Source organism: Roseateles sp. GW821-FHT09G03 (genome assembly GCF_059416045.1).
On the sequence record NZ_JBWKOK010000012.1, the window covers coordinates 77,677 to 93,631 of the forward strand.

Below are 15,955 nucleotides of genomic sequence, written 5' to 3' on the forward strand. Positions count from 1 at the left end.
TCAAGGCGCGGTCGACTCGCCCGCCCTCGCAGCTTCCTCGACCAGCCACGCGGCGACGTCTTCCAATGCCGCATCGCTCCGCGTGCGTCGCGGCGACACGAGGTAGTAGTCGAGACCCAGGTGCAGCACCTGCGGCGTCACCTGCACCAGGCGGCCGGCGGCGAGATCGGACTCGATGAAGAACCGTCCGGTGAGGGCCAGGCCTTGCCCGGCGATCGCGGCATCGATGGCCAGTCCTGTCTGGTTGAACCGGGTGCCCTTCGATGACGAAGACGCCACGCCCGCCTGCGCGAGGAACGCCGGCCAGGCGTCATGTCCGTCGTGGATCAGCGGACAGCTCGCCATCCGCTTCGGCGACAGGGATTGCGCGCCATTGAGGATCGCCGGACTCCCCACCGCGATCAGGTTGTTTTCGAACAGCAATCGCGCTTCGACACCCGGCCCGAACGGCGGACGCCCGCACCGGATCGACAGATCGACGCCCTCCCCATGGAAGCTGGACACGCGCTCCGTCGCCAGGACACGCAGGTCGATGTCCGGATGGCGCGCGGCGAAGCGCGGCAAGCGCGGCAGCAGCCACTTGGTGGCGATCGTCGGGGCCACGCTGATCGTGACGTGCCGGTCGCCAGGACGCAGCAGGCGCGTGGCGTCGGCGATCTCCTCCAGCGCGAGTCGCACGCGGCGCGCGTAGGCGGCACCGGCCCCGGTCGGCGCCAAGCCGCGCGGATGCCGTTCGAAAAGCTTGATGCGCAGCTCGGCCTCAAGCGCACGGATCTGCTGGGCCACCGCCCCTTGCGTCACGTCGAGCTCCTCGGCCGCGAGCCGGAAGTTCAGGTGCCGCGCCACGACCTCGAAGACGCGGAGCGCCTTCAACGACGGGAGCCCTTCCAACGGCATGTTCATGATCAGACTGTAGCTTTTCTACTGGATGAATGTAGGCGCCCGGGCTCGCCGGATCGACAGGGCGCTGATAGCGTATCGAATGACGTGGGCCGTCGCCATCCCTGACGGCACGACACAGGAGATCACCATGACAGCCGATACGACAGTAGAAAAGGTCGCCATCATCACCGCAGGAGGCAGCGGCATGGGCGCGGCCGCGGCACGCCGCCTCGCCCAGGACGGCTTCCGGGTCGCCGTGCTCTCCTCGTCGGGCAAGGGCGAAGCCCTCGGGCAAGAGCTGGGCGGCATCGGGGTCACCGGGTCCAACCAGTCCGACTCGGATCTGAAGGGCCTCGTCGACCAGGTGTTGGCACGCTGGGGTCGCATCGACGTGCTGGTCAACAGCGCGGGACATGGTCCCCGCGGACCGCTGCTCGAGCTCTCCGACGACGACTGGCATCGGGGCATGGACACCTACCTGCTCAACGTCGTGCGTGCGTCGCGGGCCGTGGTGCCGACGATGAAGCAGCAGCAGTCGGGCACGATCATCAACATCTCGACGGCGTGGGCCGTCGAGCCGTCCGGTCAGTTCCCGACCTCGGGCGTGTTCCGCGCGGGCTTGTCCGCCTTCACGAAGATCTTCGCGGACACGTACGCGGCGGACAACATCCGCATGAACAACGTGCTGCCGGGCTGGATCGACAGCCTCCCCGCGACCGACGAACGCCGGGACAGCGTCCCGATGCAGCGCTACGGACGCAGCGACGAGATCGCCGCGACGATCGCCTTCCTGGCGTCGGAAGGGGCCGGCTACATCACGGGCCAGAACCTGCGCGTCGACGGCGGCCTGACGCGATCGCTGTAAGGAGGCGCCATGCAAGCACTGGTCTTCCACCAATTCGGCGATGCCGATGTCCTCCGCTATGAAACGGTGCCCGATCCGGTTCCTGGCCCCAATCAGGCGCTGGTTCGCATGCGCGCCGTCGGGCTGAACTTCGCGGACGTCTATCGTCGCAAAGGCAACTATCACCTGGTCGGGTCACCGCCATGGATCCTGGGTTACGAGGGCGCCGGCGAGGTCATCGCGGCGCCTGAGGGCAGCGGCCTCCGGCCCGGTCAGCGCGTCGGTTTCGCCGACAGCCCGTTCGCCAACGCGGAGCTGTGCGCGGTCGATGTGAGCCGCCTGATTCCGTTGTCGGACGACACGTCCTTCGAGACCGCCGCCGGTTGCCTGCTGCAGGGCCTGACGGCGCAGTACCTGTGCCGCGACAGCTACGCGGTGCGTCCCGGGGATTGGGCCGTCGTGCACGCGGCGGCGGGCGGCGTGGGGCTGCTTCTCGTGCAGATCCTGAAGCACCTGGGCGCGCGTGTCATCGGCGTCGCCTCGAGCGAGGCCAAGCGACAGGCCGTGCGTGAGGTCGGCGCCGACGCCGCGATCGCAACCGAAGGCTGGTTGGAGGCCGTGAAGGCACTGACCGATGGGCGCGGCGGGGATGTGGTGTACGACTCGGTCGGCACCACGCTGCGCGAGAGTCTGGACGCCGCGCGCACCGGCGGCACTGTCGTCTTCTATGGCATGGCCGCGGGCGACCCGGCGCCGGTGGACCCTCGGCTGCTCATGGATCGCTCGCTGGCCCTGGTGGGCGGCGATCTGTGGAACGTACTCACCACGGCCGAGGAGCGCCGGGCTCGCGCGACGGAACTATTCGGCTGGATTCGATCAGGCGCCGTCACGCTGCGCCTCTCGCAGACCTTCGCCTTGCGAGAAGGTGCACAGGCCCACCGGACCTTGGAAAGCCGTCAGGCCATCGGCAAGATCGTCCTGCTGCCCTGAGCTCAGGGCTTCCTGAAGCGCAGCACGAAGCGATCGGTCTTCCCCCGGATCGCCGGATCGAACACCTTCAGCGTGCGGTCATCGGCGGGATTGGCCAGCACGTCGGTTTCCCCGTCGAGCACGAATCCGACCTTCTGCACCTCGGCCTTGACGGCCTCACGATCGATGCGATGCAGGTCCTCGGTGTTCTTCAGACCTGACCCCGCCACGGCGGAGTGGTCGGCCACGATGTAGTACCCACCCGGCTTCAGCAGGCTGAACACCGCCTTGTTGTAGGCGTTCACGTCAGCGCCCTTCATGAAGCTGTCGTGGAAGTCGTGATAGTTCTCGAAGGTCCAGAAGACATCGAGCGTGTTGTGGATGGACGCCGGCGGCTGCTCAGCGAGCGGGCTCGTGGTCTGCTCGACGTTGCCGTGGCCGGGCTCCGCCGTGATGGCCCTCGCGGTGGCCGCCGGGTTCGACTTGAAGACGGCGAACTCGCTCGGCACGTAGGCGTAGACCTTGCCCTTGGGGCCGACCAGCGTCGAGAAGATCCGCGTCCAGTATCCGCCGCCGGGCACCGCGTCGATGACCTTGTCGCCGGGCTTCACCTTGGAGAACTCGACCAGGTCCACCGGCCGGCGCGAGGCATCCTGCTGGACGTCCTTGGCAGGCCGGGTCGCGTCCGAGACCGCGGCAGCGACGGCGCCATTGGCGGCGGGCGTCTGGGCCATGGCCAGCGAGGACATCAGCACGGCGGCGGTCACGGTGGCCAGCGCGAACAGTCTTGAACTCATGAGGGCTCCTTCTGCAGGTCGATCATTCGGAAGAGGGTAGCGCTCATCTTGCGGAGCGTCTTCAAGTCATGGCATGGAGAGCTTCGTAAAGAAGGTTTGCGAGCGTTCAGCTCGCGCGCGAGGCACGCATCGTCAGGGTCACGCTCGTTCCTTGCCCCGGCGAACTCGCGATCGTCAAGCGCGCGCCCACAACTCGCGCACGCTCCCGCATTGATGCGAGTCCCATGTGCCCATGCTTTCCGGTCGCGGCCAGATCGGCCGGCATGCCTTCGCCGTCGTCGCGCAGTTCCACGCGCAGTCGCCACCATCCGAAGCGCCACGTCATCGTGATGCGATTCGCCCGCGCGTGTCTGAACGCATTCAGCAGCGCCTCGCCGAAGATCAATCGCAGCTCGTCACGGACCTCCGCCCGCAACGGCCGCTCCCGGCCGACGATCTCGAGCCGGAATTCGCCGTCGTAGTCCCGCGCCAGCTGCGACGCGATGTCCTCCAGCGCCCTCGGCAGGCTCGCGCCAATCTGTGCGGCGCCGCGCAGCGCCATGACGCGTCGGCGGCTCTCGTCGAGCACGTCGTCGGCCATCACCAGGTCCGCATCGATCGCCGCGCGCACCGGATGCGCCGCAGGCAGCTGTGCGGCGTGCGCCTCGAAGCGCAGGATCAGCCCCTGCACGCCCTGCAGCAGCGTGTCGTGCAGCTCGCGGGCGATGCGGTCGCGCTCCGCCATCCGGGTGCGCATCTTCTCGCGCGCCCGTCGGGCAGCCTGCCGCAGGCGCAGCCGGTGCAGGGCCCAGATCAGCGCGATGACCGCCGCCACGCACAGCACGCGGAATACCGCCGTCTGGTACCAGGCGGCCGGGATCACGATGTCCTGGATCGCCTCCTCCGGCGCTGCCACGCCATCGCTGTTGATGGCCAGCACGTGGAACCGGTAGCTGCCCGGACCCAGGCTGTTGTAGACCGTCTCCCGCCGCGGACCCGCGTCGCGCCAGCGGGTGTCGACGCCGTCCAGCCGGTAGCGGAAGCGCACCCGTTCCGGCACCGCGAGACTCGCCGCGGAGAAACGCAGCTCGATCATCTCGGCGTGCTTGGGCAGCGTCACCGCCGCGCCCGGTGCGTACTCGGCGCCCTGGGCGCGCAGGCCGGTGATCCGCACCACGGGCGCCACCGCATTGCGCCGTGACCGCTGCGGATCCAGCCACGCCACGCCGGTCGTGCCCGCGAACCACAGCCGCCCGTCCGCGGCCTCCACCACGCTCGGCTGCGGCCAGAACGCCGTCGCCCCGCCCGGGTGGCCGTCCAGCGTGTCCAGCACCTCCAGCTTCAGCGGCTGCCCGGGATCGGAGAGGAAGCTGCGCAGATCGTCGCGCCGGACATGGACCGCCCCCTTGCGTCCGTTGAGCCACAGGTCGCCGTCCGCCGTCTCGGCGATGCCGGACACGCCAGCGAGCGTCTCCGGCACCTCGGTCGTCAATGAGATGAAGCGGTTGTCCCACAGGACCGCCACGCCGCGTTCGCCCGCGATCAGCAAGCGTGAGCGACCTGCATGGACCAGCAGGACGTCGCCGACCTCCACGCCCTGCGCCGGTCCGAAACGGCGCACCTTGCCGTCGGTCCAGCGCAGGACTTGGTTGTCCTTGAGCCCGAACCAGTAGGTGCCGTCGCCGGCCCAGGTCACCGCGGCCTCGAGCGGCGACGGCAGATCGGGCAGCGAGAACGGCGACCAGCGGCCGTTCTCCCAGGTCTGCACGCCGCCCCGCTGGAAGGCGACCATCAGGCCGTCGCCGTACGGAACGATGCCGCTGATCCAGCGCTCCCCGACGCCCGGCGGTCTGGGAATCTGCTCCCACCGCGCGCCCTCGCGCCGCCACAGTCCCGCGGGCCCGACCAGCCAGAGCCGCCCCTGGCGGTCACGGCCCGCCGCGGTGATCTGCGCGCCCGGCGCCGGCACCTGCTCGGCCTCGCTCGCGCTGCCCGACAGCCGCCACACGGTCGATGCCACCGGCGAGAACGCCGCGACCGTCACCCCGCCGCCCGGATCCGCCGCGAGGGCGAAATTGCTGGTGGCGCGCGGCATCGGCGCGGGCACGAGCGCGGCGCGCCGGAAGCGGTCCAGGCCGGTCTTGGTCGCGACCCAGAGGCTGCCTTCCGCGTCCTCGAGGATCATCATCCCGAAGTCGCCCGACAGCCCTTCCGGCGCGGCGAAGCGTTCGTACTCACCGGTCAGCGGCACGCGGTCGCCCTCCAGCGGCCAGGGCAGCCGGCGGCGGCACAGGCCCGCCGGACAGAACACGGTCCACAGGTTGCCGTCGCGGTCCACCACCGTCGACGAGCCGCGCCGCGTCGACAGCCGCGGATCCCGCGCGATGGCCAGCCGCGACAGCGCCGGCACCTTGCGCATCTCGTTCGCGAAGACCAGCCAGGCCTCGCCGCGCAGCACCTGCAGGCTGGTCGCTTCCTTGCAGTCGCCGACGACGCGGAAACGCGTCTCGCCCTGCGGCAGTCCGAGCAGCCGCTCGTTGTCGCAGAGCCAGACCGTGCCGCGCCCGTCGACGACCACGCCGTCGATGGCGCGCCCCTCCACGCCCCACGACGTGTCGATGCGTTCCCAGCGGTCGTTCAGGAAGCGGAAGAGTTCCGTGGCCCCGCCCGCCCAGATCGCGCCGTCCGCATCCTCGGCGATGTAGCGGATGCGGGCGGTCGCCAACGGCTCCGTCGCCGGCACGCGCCAGACCTGCTCCCCGCGGATGCGCACCAGGCCGCGCGGGAAGAAGGCGGCCCACAGGTCGCCGCCGGACGTCGCCAGCACCTTCGCCACGGTGCCCGACGGGAACTCCTGCTGCGGCGCCGGGCGGAAGCGCTCGAAGCGCACGCCGTCGAAGCGCGTCAAGCCGTTCGGTCCGCCCATCCAGAGCAGGCCGTCCGGCGTCTGCGCCATGGTCCAGGTCTCCATCGGCACGCCGTCCGCGGCCGTCCAGGCGCGGTGATGGAACTGGTTCAGCGCCAGCGTGCGATCCAGCGCGCGGGCCGGCCCGGCGAACAGCAGCATCGCCGCGGCCAGCAGCGTCATGCCGACCGCCATGAGCATGGTCATCACGCGTCGCATCCCCGCCGCCGCCGGCGGGACCCGGGGCGTGCGGCAGCTGGAAACGGACATCGCGGGCGACAACCTCATGGGGCCGGAACACTATCAGAAGCAGCAGGCGGAGCGGGCGAGCCGCGGGGGTGGGGCGAGGCGCAGACGCGACACGCCGGAGCTAACTCTTTCGAGGGAGGGGCATCGAGCCCGGGGGTGATCCGGACCGCCGGCTGCGGCTACGCTTCGGCCCTTGTGCCTGAGAACCGGCGCTCCCGACCTGACCGCTGACCGCGCGTGAACGACTCCGCCCCGATTTCCTCCCCCATCACCGTGATGGCCGTCGACGACCATGCGCTGATGCGCAGCGGCATCACGACGGTCATCGACGCCGAGCCCGACATGCGCATGGTGGCCGAGGCGACGACCGGCCTCGAGGCGTTGTCGCGCTTCCGCCAGCACCAGCCCGACGTGACGCTGATGGACCTGCGCATGCGGGACATGGACGGGATCGAAGCGATGACCGCCATCCGTCGCGAGTTCCCGCAGGCGCGCATCGTGATCCTGACGACCTTCCCCGGCGACTTCCAGGCCGCGCGCGCGATCAAGGCCGGCGCGGTGGGCTACTTGCTCAAGGGGCTGATGCGCACGGAGCTGCTGGACACCATCCGCGGCGTGCATGCCGGCCGGATGATGCTGCCGCCCGCCATCGAGGCCGCCATCGCGCAGCACGCCGGCAGCCGCGCGCTGTCCCTGCGCGAGACGCAGGTGCTGCGCCTGGTGGCGCTCGGTCACGCCAACAAGGAAGTGGCGGAGCACCTCTCGCTGACCGAGGAAACCGTGAAGGTCCACATGCGGACCATCCTCGGCAAGCTGTCCGCGAAGGACCGCACGCACGCGGTCACGATCGCGCTGAAGCGCGGGATCATCGAGCTCTGAACGGACCGGACGGCGCGCCTGACCCGTGCGTGAGGCACTGAGCGCCTCCGGGGTTCGCGTGCCCCGGTCGAGCGTCAGACCTTGTTGTCGTTCCCCGCGCCCATGGCCGTCATCGCAATGGGCGGCTGTGGCGTGGTGGCCGCGGGTTCGTCCTTCTTGAGCTTGGCTGCCAGGTTCATCTTGGTGTTGATCCAGACGTTGAGGCCGGCCCAGGCCGGCGCGCTGGACGCCGCCGCCTTCGCATACGCGTTGCCGTCCGCCAGCACCTTCCCCAGTCCCACGGGGATGCCCACCGGCAAGGTCAGGCCCCAGTTGATCATCATGCGGGCGGCCATGCCGGCCTTCATCGTCGCGTAGTCCACCTTGTCGTTGACGGCAGTGCCGCCGGTGGCGCCGGGCAGCCTGCTCTTCATCACCGTGCTGGTCAGGTCGGACACGGTATCGAAACCGGCGCTCACCGCGCGCTGCGCGGCGGCCGTGACCATCATGGCGGTGGCCTGCGCCATCGGCTCCGGCATGCCCTTGGCCTTGAAGGCCTCCGTCATCGCGGGCGTCAACTTGTTCGCCAAGGCCACGCCGCTCATGCCGCCGGCGATCGCCGTCCACATGTCGTTGAAGCCGGCCATCACGCGCGGACCTTCTGTCTGCAAGGTCGTGTTGCCGGGCAGCTTGATCGTGGCTCCCAGCGACGGCTTGGTCTTCATGTGCTCGCCGATGAACTCCTTGCCCAGCGCGGCAGCCAGTCCGCCCAGCACGCTGGACGACACGCCGAGCGCCTCCTTCGACGCGCCCGCCGCGCCGGCGCTCATCAGCGTGATCGCCTGCACCGCCCAGGCGATGGCGTGGCCGCCGCCATAGGTCGTGGCGCGTTGGCCGAGCGTGGCCAGCAAGGCGGCGGTGAGCTCCTTGCCGGAGACGTTGGCGGGCGGCAGGGGCGTGTTGGCGGAGGAGACCGCTGTCGTGGTGGTGGTGGGATTGGCGGTCGTGGGTGCGACCGTGGTGGAGGTCGTGGGTGCGACCGTGGTGGAGGTCGTGGGCGCGACCGTGGTCGTGGTGACGGCGGGCTTCGCGACCATCGTGGCGGTCGAGGGCGTTACGCCCGACGTCGACGGCCGGTTGTCGAGCGTCAGTGTCGGCTTCGGCTTGAGGTTGGCGTTCGGCTTCGGCAACGGTTGTGGCGTGGAGGACGACGACGCTGCGGAAGAGGACGCGACGGCGGACGTCGTGGACGACAGCTTGTGCGCGGTCGGCAGAGGACCGCCCAGCGAGGTCTTCTGCGGCAGCTTGCCTGCCGCGACGGACGCCTCCTTCGCGGGGAGCTTGCCTTCCTGCGGCGGTGTCTGGGGCGAGGAGGTCGTGCTCGCCGCTGACGTCGAACCCGACGCGGGGAGCGGCACCTTGCTCGGTGACACCGGGGACTCGGGGAGCACCACCTTGCTAGGGGAGACCGGGGTCTGGGGCAACGGCACTTTGCTGGGCGACACCGGCGTCTCGGGCAATGGCACTTGGCTCGGCGAGACCGTCTGCGACTGCGCGGGCGGAATGTTGGTGTCGAGCCTCAGCGCCGGGCGCGTCGGCGCGGGATTGCCCGACGACAGTGCCGTCGTCGTGGTCTGTTGCGATGGCAATGTCGGCAAGGAATTCGACCGGCGCGGCGGAGCGCCGGCACCGAGAGACGAAGGACCGGCCGGACGCGCCGCCAACCCGGGGAACTGCGTCGCTGCGCTACCGCCCTGCCCGCCTGCTGGCGTCGACACCGGCGAGTTCGGCGGCGCGCTGGGTGTCGTATCGATCGGCGACGGGACGGCGCGGTTATTGACGTTGGACAACATGGGCGCCTTCCTTTGCAGACGAGGTCTGCCGGCGACATCACGAGGGCACGTCGGACGCCACGCGGGCGCCCCGTCCTCATCCGGCAGCGAGGGGATCACTGTCGGACTGCGAGCTCCTCCCGACATTTCCGGAGGCGAATCGGTGGCCGGTGATGCGAAGCAGCGAGCGCCCCCCCCATTCGAGGGTCAAAGGGGTGACATCAAGCGCTCGTGCGCTCCCATTTGGAGGGAGCAACTGCATGCCATTGCATCGGTCCTACCGAAATGAGCGAATTGCCAGCGACGGCGATGGTCACCAACAATTTCAGTCTTCTTTCGATCGCTTACGCATTGGAGAAATGGCGCTCGTCCGGCGGAAGCACTTCTTCAACACTACGCTCAACACGCGCTACGCCGCGCGACTCCATCACTCACTTGCTTGAAGGAAATCAAATGGAATCGATAGAACAGGCTGCAATACATGACGTCACGCCGATCACCCTCGTCAAGTATCCGCGTCGTCCTACGGATGAAATCTACCCGGATGAGAGGCTTCAGCAATTCAACGAAGAAGAACGAATCCGGAAGGCTCTTCCCGAAAACTCTCCCTTGGCCCAATGGGCCAAACTGACGTTCGACGATCCGCCGCCGCCGCCGCGCAACCCCGTGCTGGACTTCCTCAATTCGCCCTGAACGCCCTCAGCGATTCACCATCACGATCCCCGCCGCCAGCCCCGCGAGAGCGAGCATCAGTCGCGGGGTGATCGGCTCGCCGAGCAGCAGCGCGCCGGCGATCAGGCCGAACAACGGCGTGCTCAGCGTGAAGCTGGACAGCTTGGTCGCCGGGTAGTGCCGGATCAGCCAGAACCACAGCAGGTAGCTCACGAACGACACGATCACCGCCTGGAACCCGAACAGTCCAAGCAGACGCCAGGACCAATCGAGCGGGATCGTTTCGCCGGTCGCCATCGCACCGGCCGCAAGCGCAATCGCGGAGACCGCCAGCTGATACAGCAGCGTCTTCTCCGCGCTGGCGGATGACAGCTTCGTCGCGCGGATCGCGAGTGTCGTGCCACCCCACAGCAGCGCGGCGAGCACGCCCAATGCATCGCCCAGCCACTGCATCGTCTGCCCGGTTCCTTGCAGCCCCTCGCCGAACGCGAACGCCACCGCACCGAAGGCGATCAGCAAGCCTACGGCCTGCCGCTTCGTCAGCCGCTCGGCCGGGGAGATCAAGGGCATGCCCAGCGCGACGACGAACGGCGACAGGTAGAGGAAGACCACCATCCGCGAGGCCGTCGTGTACTGCAAGCCGACGAAGATGCAGGCGAACTCGGCGGCGAACAGCAGGCCCGCGAGCATCCCGCCCGGCAGGCTGCCGTCACGCCGGAACAGCGCGATGCCGCGCGCCGCGGCGAAGGCCCACACCAGCGCGCCGGCCAGGCCCGAACGCAAGGCCGCCTGCCACAACGGGCCGATCTCGGTGAGCGCGGCCTTGGCCGCGACCTGGTTCAGACCCCACAGCACGCAGCATCCCAGAAGGATGACCACCGCCGTGCTGTCGAGATGCTGTTTGCGTTCCATGGCGCCGGATCATGCCCGGCGGCCAATGCGACGTGTCCAGGCCCGCGCGGCCAACGCACACAGCAGCGCCGTGATCACGCCGGCGATCAGCCCCGTCAGGTGTGCCAGCGGCGCGATCGCGATGTTCCAGCCATCCCAGTGCCGCAAGGCGGGCAATGACAAGGGCCGCTCCGCCGCGACCTTGACGATCAGTCCGATGCCGATGAGCAGCCCGATCACGCGCTCCCGCCCATGAGAGGCCCGCATCCGCATCATGCCGATCGCCGCCACCGCGACGCCCGCGTGCAGCACGCCGGACGCGCCGCCGAAGCGCTCGAGCGAGGGTTCGATCAACAGGCCGAACTGCGTCAGCGGCCACGCCAGCAACCACGCCACCGCGTCGCGCGCGGTCAGCCGCGCGGCGATGCCGAGCAGGCCGATCACCGCGCAGCCCGCGAGGTTCGCGATCAGGTGTTGCGGACTCCAATGCAGCCATGCCGCGCTGACGGCGCGCCAGGGCTCACGGCCGGCGAGTTCGGGGCGCCATTCCATCGCGGCCTGCACGTAGGGCGCCTGGATCCACGCGACCAGCGAGCCGATGGCCAGGGCCATCGCGACGAGGAGCCATGCGCGTCCCGGCATCCGGTCCCGCTCCGCGATCTCAGCCGAAGACGGCCCGCCAGAGCGCCAGCACCGCGTCGCGCTGCGGCGCGAGCGCCTCGGCGGCCTCGCCGTCGAGCGAGGTCGACTGCTCGTTCAGCCGTGCCCGATGCTGCACGCGGCGAAGCTCGCGGTACGCATCGGCGGCTTGCCGGCCCACGTCGGCGGGCAGCAGCCCGAACGACTCGGCGCGCTGCAGCAGCGCGATGTTGCCGGCGTTGGCCAGCAGCTCCGGATGCTGCGCGGAGTGCGCCAGGATCAGGTACTGCAGCGCGAACTCGGCATCGACCATGCCGCCCGGACTGTGCTTGACGTCGAAGAAACCGGCGCGCACGGACCGCGCGGCGCGCAGCTTCTCGCGCATCGCCACGACCTCCTCGCGGAGGGCCGCCGGGTCGCGCGGCGCGGTCAGCACCGCACGGCGCGTGGCCTCGAAGCGCTCCGCCAGCGACGCGTCGCCGGCGCAGAAACGCGCTCGCGTGATCGCCTGGTGTTCCCAGGTCCACGCCGTGTTGCTGCCGCGTCCGCCCTGGTAGTTCTCGAATGACGACAGCGAGGTCACCAGCAGCCCCGAGTTGCCGTTGGGCCGCAGCGCCGTGTCGATGTCGAACAGCTCGCCGGCCGCGGTGCGGATCGTCAGCCAGGTGATCAGCTTGCGGATGAAGGCGCCGTAGATCTCGGCCGCGTTGTCGTCCTCGTCGTCGAAGAGGAAGACCAGGTCCAGGTCGCTGCCGTAGCCCAGTTCCTTGCCGCCCAGCTTGCCGTAGGCGATCACCGCCAGGCGCGGTGCCGGGCGGTGCTTCTGCTTGAGACGGTCCCACGCCCAGTCGAGCACGCATTGCAGCGTTGCGTCCGCGAGCAGCGACAGCTCGTCGGCGACCTGCTCGACGCTGATCTGCCCTTCCACGTCCCGCACCAGCGTGCGGAAGACCTCGGCGTGATGCGCGCGGCGCACGCTGTCGAGCAGCGCATCCTCGCTCGCCTCGCCATGTTCGGCCCAGGCATCGTGACGCGCCTGCAGATCCTGGATGAAGGCCGGTCCATCGAAGCGCTCGTGCAGCAGTCGCGCATCGGCCAACTCATCGATCACGCCGGGATGCTGCATCAGGTAACGCATGGGCCAGCGCGCCAGACCCAACAACCGCAGCAGCCGGCCTTGCACGGCGGGCCGCTCGACCAGCAGCGCCAGATAGCTCTCGCGACGCAGCAGCGGCTCGATCCAGTCGACGAAGCGCTGGGCCGCGTCCATCGTGCATTCGCCCTGGCGCACCGCCTGCGCCGCGCGCCCGACCAGCTTGGCCAGCCGCAGCCGCGATTCCTCGCGCAGGTTCTGCACCCGCGCCTGCTGCGCCCATCGGCGCACATTGCCCGCCAGCTCGGCGGGCAGCTTGTCGAGGAACTCCTCGCTGTCGATCGGCAGCGGCGGGCCGCCGCAGAGGCCGGTCTTGCAATTGCCCTTGCCGCCCGGCGCGACGCCGTCATGCAGCAGCGCGTCGAACTCCGTCGCGACCAGTTCCCGCACCTCCATCAGCTTGTCCAGCAGCGGACAGGCGTGGCTGTTGCAGGTCAGGTTCAGACTGCGCGCGATCCAGCCGATGTCCTCGTCCGCGGCGGGCAGGCAGTGCGTCTGCTGGTCGTCGAGGTATTGGATGCGGTGCTCCACGCGCCGCAGGAAGTCGTAGCCCTGGGCGAGCGCGGTGGCGGTCTCGGGCTTCATCAGCCCGCGCGCGGCCAGCCGCGTCAGCGCCTTCAGCGTCGACCGGGTGCGGATCTCGGGGAACTGCCCGCCGCGCACCACCTGCAGCAGCTGGACGATGAACTCGATCTCGCGGATGCCGCCGCGCGACAGCTTGACGTCGTTGGCCCGCTCCGGCCGTCCGGCGGCGCGGCGCTGGGCTTCGTCGCGGATCTTCCGGTGCAGTTGCCGCAGGCCCTCGAAGACGCCGTAATCCAGATAGCGCCGATAGACGAAAGGCGTCACCAGGCTGCGCAGCTGCATCGCGCGGCCACTCTGGACGCTCTCCCGCGGCGCGACGATGCGGCTCTTCAGCCACGCGAAGCGCTCCCATTCGCGCCCCTGGACGAGGAAGTACTCCTCCAGCATCGCCATGCTGACCGCAGGCGGCCCGGAATTGCCGTTCGGCCGCAGCGCCAGGTCGACGCGGAAGACCTGGCCGTCCTCGGTCACGTCCCCGATCAGCGTCGACAGGCGGCGCGACAGCTGGGCGAAGTATTCGTGCGCGGAGATCTTCTGGGCGCCGGCGCTGTTGCCTTCGGTCTGGCCGTCTTCCTCGTAGACATAGATCAGGTCGATGTCGGAGGAGACGTTGAGCTCGCGCCCCCCGAGCTTGCCCATGCCCACGACCCAGAAGTCGATGTCCTGGCCGGCGGCGTCGCGCGGCGCGCCGTACTGGGCGTCGAGTTCGGCACGGCAGGCCACAACGCCGATGTCCAGCGTCACTTCCGCCAGGTGCGTCATCGCCTGCGTCACGTCGGTCATCGGGGCGCACTGCTCGACGTCGAGCACGGCCAGCCGCTCCATCACCAGCTGGCGCATCACGCGCAGCGCGGCGGGCAGCGGGCGTCCGGCTTGCCGGAGCCGATCGACGACGGCACGCATCGTGACGTCGTCCGGCAGCCCAGGCGGCAGCAACGACAATTCGGCCGCATAACGGCGGCGGATGCGTTGAACGAAACGGCTGTGGTCCGCGGACGCGGCGGGCGTCGGAACGCCCGTCGGGTCGGGGGTTGCCAAGGCAACTGAATCCATCGGTAAAGAATGCTCTCGCTGGCTCATGGCCGGAATGGCTGTGCTAGATTCGGCGACCGCCGTCCACCCTTACATGTCTTCGTCCGCCGCCACCAGTTCTGACTCCGGTTCCGTGGTCGCGAAGCGACGCTGGTGGGCACGTTGCGCCCTCTGGCTAGTCGTGGCTACGGCAGGGGTTTTCTCCCTGCTGATGGCGGCCTGGCTGGCATTGCACTGGGCGATTCTGCCCCACATCGACGACTGGCGACCCGAGCTCGAAAAGCAGGCCACCCAGGCATTGGGGGTACCCGTGAAGATCGGCGCCATCAGCGCCAAATCCTCGGGCTGGATCCCCACGCTGGACCTGCGCGACGTCCGGATCGTCGACGCCGCCGGCCGCGAAGCCTTGCATCTGCCGCGCGTCAGCGCCGCGCTGTCGCCGCGCTCGCTGCTGGCCTTCGAACTGCGCTTCTCCCAGCTGCTGCTGGACAGCCCCGAGCTCGTGCTGCGCCGGGACGCCAAGGGCCGCGTCTTCATCGCCGGCCTCAGCGTCGACGGCCCGTCCGACACGCAGGCCTCCGACGACGCCGCCGACTGGTTCTTCGAGCAGCATGAATTCGTCATCCTGCACGGTCGCATCCGCTGGGTCGACGAACTGCGCGCGGCGCCGCCGCTGGAGCTCTTCGACCTGAACCTCGTGCTGCGCAACGGCCTGCGCCGCCACCGGCTGCGCCTGGACGCGACGCCGCCGGCCGGCTGGGGCGAACGCTTCACGCTGCGCGGCGAGTTCACCCAGTCGCTGCTCGACCGGCCCGGCGATGTGCAGCGCTGGAGCGGACAGCTCTTCGGCCACCTGCCGCGCACCGATGTCGGCGAGTTGCGCCGCTACGTGGATCTGCCCTTCGAACTCAACGAAGGCGACGGCGCGCTGCGCGCCTGGCTGGAGATGGAGCACGGCGAGCCGCGCAGCCTGACGCTGGACATGGGCCTGCGCGCGGTGAAGCTGCGCGTCGCGCCGGGCCTGCCGGAACTGGCGCTGGCGCAGATCGGCGGCCGGCTGGTGCTGAAGCAGACGCCCGACACGCTGTCGCTGGAGGCCAAGGGACTGGGCTTCCAGGCGGGCGACGGGCTCGACTGGCCTCGCTCGGACTGGCTGCTGGACGTGAAACGCGACGCCAAGACCGGTGCGCTGACTGGCGGCGATTTCCAGGCCCAGCAACTGGACCTGACCCTGGGCGCCCAGATCCTCTCCCGCCTGCCGCTGGCCGAGGCGCAACGTCAACTGATCGCCGACATGAAGCCGGGCGGCCTGCTCAGCGCCCTGCAGTTGCACTGGGACGGCCCGCTCGACGCGCCCCGCAGCTACCGCGCCAAGGGGCAGCTGCAGGGTCTGCATCTGACCGCGGCGGCGCCGGAGCCGCCCGCGGATCCCGGCTCCGCGCCTCCGACCGGCCGGCCCGGCGTCCGCGGGGCCGACCTGCAGTTCGACGCGAACGAACAGGGCGGCACGGCCACGCTGGCGATCAACGACGGCGAAGTGACCCTGCCCGGCGTCTTCGAGGAGGCCACCGTCCCGCTGAAGCAGGCGCAGGCGACCCTGCGCTGGCAGGCCCAGCGTCCGGCCGCCCTGCACGGCGGCAAGCGTGCGCCCGCCGCCATCCCGGCGAC

General features: G+C 69.7%; 13 protein-coding genes. 6 read left to right on the forward strand and 7 right to left on the reverse strand.

Going from position 1 to position 15,955, the window contains the following annotated elements; all coding sequences use genetic code 11:
* Positions 1-903: a LysR substrate-binding domain-containing protein gene (locus AC07OZ_RS28735; protein ID WP_495470435.1), complete on the reverse strand. Its 903-nt coding sequence runs from the start codon at positions 901-903 to the stop codon at positions 1-3.
* Positions 904-1,030: 127 nt separating this feature from the next.
* Here AC07OZ_RS28735 and AC07OZ_RS28740 point away from each other — a divergent pair, with 127 nt between their 5' ends.
* Both AC07OZ_RS28740 and AC07OZ_RS28745 read left to right on the forward strand, forming a co-directional pair.
* Positions 1,031-1,747 carry an SDR family oxidoreductase gene (locus tag AC07OZ_RS28740; protein ID WP_495470436.1) on the forward strand — a complete coding sequence of 239 codons (717 nt, stop codon included), beginning with the start codon at positions 1,031-1,033 and terminating at the stop codon, positions 1,745-1,747.
* Positions 1,748-1,756: 9 nt separating this feature from the next.
* On the forward strand, positions 1,757-2,716 hold the full coding sequence (locus AC07OZ_RS28745) for a quinone oxidoreductase family protein (RefSeq protein WP_495470437.1): 960 nt from the start codon (positions 1,757-1,759) through the stop codon (positions 2,714-2,716).
* Between the two features lie 2 nt (positions 2,717-2,718).
* On the opposite strand, the gene AC07OZ_RS28750 is transcribed toward AC07OZ_RS28745, so the two are convergent.
* Positions 2,719-3,492: a class I SAM-dependent methyltransferase gene (locus tag AC07OZ_RS28750; RefSeq protein ID WP_495470438.1), complete on the reverse strand. Its 774-nt coding sequence runs from the start codon at positions 3,490-3,492 to the stop codon at positions 2,719-2,721.
* A 106-nt stretch (positions 3,493-3,598) separates the two neighbouring features.
* Positions 3,599-6,583 carry a sensor histidine kinase gene (locus AC07OZ_RS28755; RefSeq protein ID WP_495470439.1) on the reverse strand — a complete coding sequence of 995 codons (2,985 nt, stop codon included), beginning with the start codon at positions 6,581-6,583 and terminating at the stop codon, positions 3,599-3,601.
* 279 nt (positions 6,584-6,862) lie between these two features.
* On the opposite strand from AC07OZ_RS28755, the gene AC07OZ_RS28760 reads away from it, so the two are divergent.
* A complete protein-coding gene (locus tag AC07OZ_RS28760; protein WP_495470440.1) occupies positions 6,863-7,504 on the forward strand; it encodes a response regulator in 642 nt (213 codons plus the stop codon).
* A 74-nt stretch (positions 7,505-7,578) separates the two neighbouring features.
* Here AC07OZ_RS28760 and AC07OZ_RS28765 read toward each other — a convergent pair whose 3' ends face one another.
* Positions 7,579-8,580 carry a hypothetical protein gene (locus AC07OZ_RS28765; RefSeq protein ID WP_495470441.1) on the reverse strand — a complete coding sequence of 334 codons (1,002 nt, stop codon included), beginning with the start codon at positions 8,578-8,580 and terminating at the stop codon, positions 7,579-7,581.
* On the opposite strand from AC07OZ_RS28765, the gene AC07OZ_RS28770 reads away from it, so the two are divergent.
* Together AC07OZ_RS28770 and AC07OZ_RS28775 are read left to right on the forward strand one after the other, a co-directional pair.
* Entirely contained in the window at positions 8,537-9,604 is a 1,068-nt protein-coding gene (locus AC07OZ_RS28770; protein ID WP_495470442.1) for a hypothetical protein, read from the forward strand. The genes AC07OZ_RS28765 and AC07OZ_RS28770 overlap by 44 nt on opposite strands.
* Positions 9,601-10,008 carry a hypothetical protein gene (locus AC07OZ_RS28775; RefSeq protein WP_495470443.1) on the forward strand — a complete coding sequence of 136 codons (408 nt, stop codon included), beginning with the start codon at positions 9,601-9,603 and terminating at the stop codon, positions 10,006-10,008. The genes AC07OZ_RS28770 and AC07OZ_RS28775 overlap by 4 nt, the downstream gene beginning before the upstream one ends.
* Positions 10,009-10,014: 6 nt before the next feature.
* Here AC07OZ_RS28775 and AC07OZ_RS28780 read toward each other — a convergent pair whose 3' ends face one another.
* The 3 genes from AC07OZ_RS28780 to glnE are packed head-to-tail and all read right to left on the reverse strand — an operon-like array spanning position 10,015 to position 14,308.
* The gene (locus AC07OZ_RS28780) at positions 10,015-10,899 is read right to left on the reverse strand and encodes a DMT family transporter (protein WP_495470444.1); all 885 of its coding nucleotides are present in this window, start codon (positions 10,897-10,899) and stop codon (positions 10,015-10,017) included.
* 9 nt (positions 10,900-10,908) lie between these two features.
* Positions 10,909-11,520 carry a rhombosortase gene (rrtA, locus tag AC07OZ_RS28785; protein WP_495470445.1) on the reverse strand — a complete coding sequence of 204 codons (612 nt, stop codon included), beginning with the start codon at positions 11,518-11,520 and terminating at the stop codon, positions 10,909-10,911.
* 19 nt (positions 11,521-11,539) lie between these two features.
* Positions 11,540-14,308, reverse strand: coding sequence for a bifunctional [glutamate--ammonia ligase]-adenylyl-L-tyrosine phosphorylase/[glutamate--ammonia-ligase] adenylyltransferase (gene glnE, locus AC07OZ_RS28790; protein WP_495470446.1), 2,769 nt, complete (start codon positions 14,306-14,308; stop codon positions 11,540-11,542).
* 160 nt (positions 14,309-14,468) lie between these two features.
* On the opposite strand from glnE, the gene AC07OZ_RS28795 reads away from it, so the two are divergent.
* Positions 14,469-15,955 (forward strand): YhdP family phospholipid transporter (locus AC07OZ_RS28795; protein WP_495470447.1); only part of this gene is annotated, 1,487 nt, incomplete at its 3' end.

What these genes read in the sequence shown, in the direction of transcription:
- AC07OZ_RS28735 (WP_495470435.1), bottom strand. Translation starts at nt 903, where the DNA reads ATGAACATGCCGTTGGAAGGGCTCCCGTCGTTGAAGGCGCTCCGCGTC.
- AC07OZ_RS28740 (WP_495470436.1), top strand. Translation starts at nt 1,031, where the DNA reads ATGACAGCCGATACGACAGTAGAAAAGGTCGCCATCATCACCGCAGGA.
- AC07OZ_RS28745 (WP_495470437.1), top strand. Translation starts at nt 1,757, where the DNA reads ATGCAAGCACTGGTCTTCCACCAATTCGGCGATGCCGATGTCCTCCGC.
- AC07OZ_RS28750 (WP_495470438.1), bottom strand. Translation starts at nt 3,492, where the DNA reads ATGAGTTCAAGACTGTTCGCGCTGGCCACCGTGACCGCCGCCGTGCTG.
- AC07OZ_RS28755 (WP_495470439.1), bottom strand. Translation starts at nt 6,583, where the DNA reads ATGACCATGCTCATGGCGGTCGGCATGACGCTGCTGGCCGCGGCGATG.
- AC07OZ_RS28765 (WP_495470441.1), bottom strand. Translation starts at nt 8,580, where the DNA reads ATGGTCGCGAAGCCCGCCGTCACCACGACCACGGTCGCGCCCACGACC.
- AC07OZ_RS28775 (WP_495470443.1), top strand. Translation starts at nt 9,601, where the DNA reads ATGAGCGAATTGCCAGCGACGGCGATGGTCACCAACAATTTCAGTCTT.
- AC07OZ_RS28780 (WP_495470444.1), bottom strand. Translation starts at nt 10,899, where the DNA reads ATGGAACGCAAACAGCATCTCGACAGCACGGCGGTGGTCATCCTTCTG.
- rrtA (WP_495470445.1), bottom strand. Translation starts at nt 11,520, where the DNA reads ATGCCGGGACGCGCATGGCTCCTCGTCGCGATGGCCCTGGCCATCGGC.
- glnE (WP_495470446.1), bottom strand. Translation starts at nt 14,308, where the DNA reads ATGGATTCAGTTGCCTTGGCAACCCCCGACCCGACGGGCGTTCCGACG.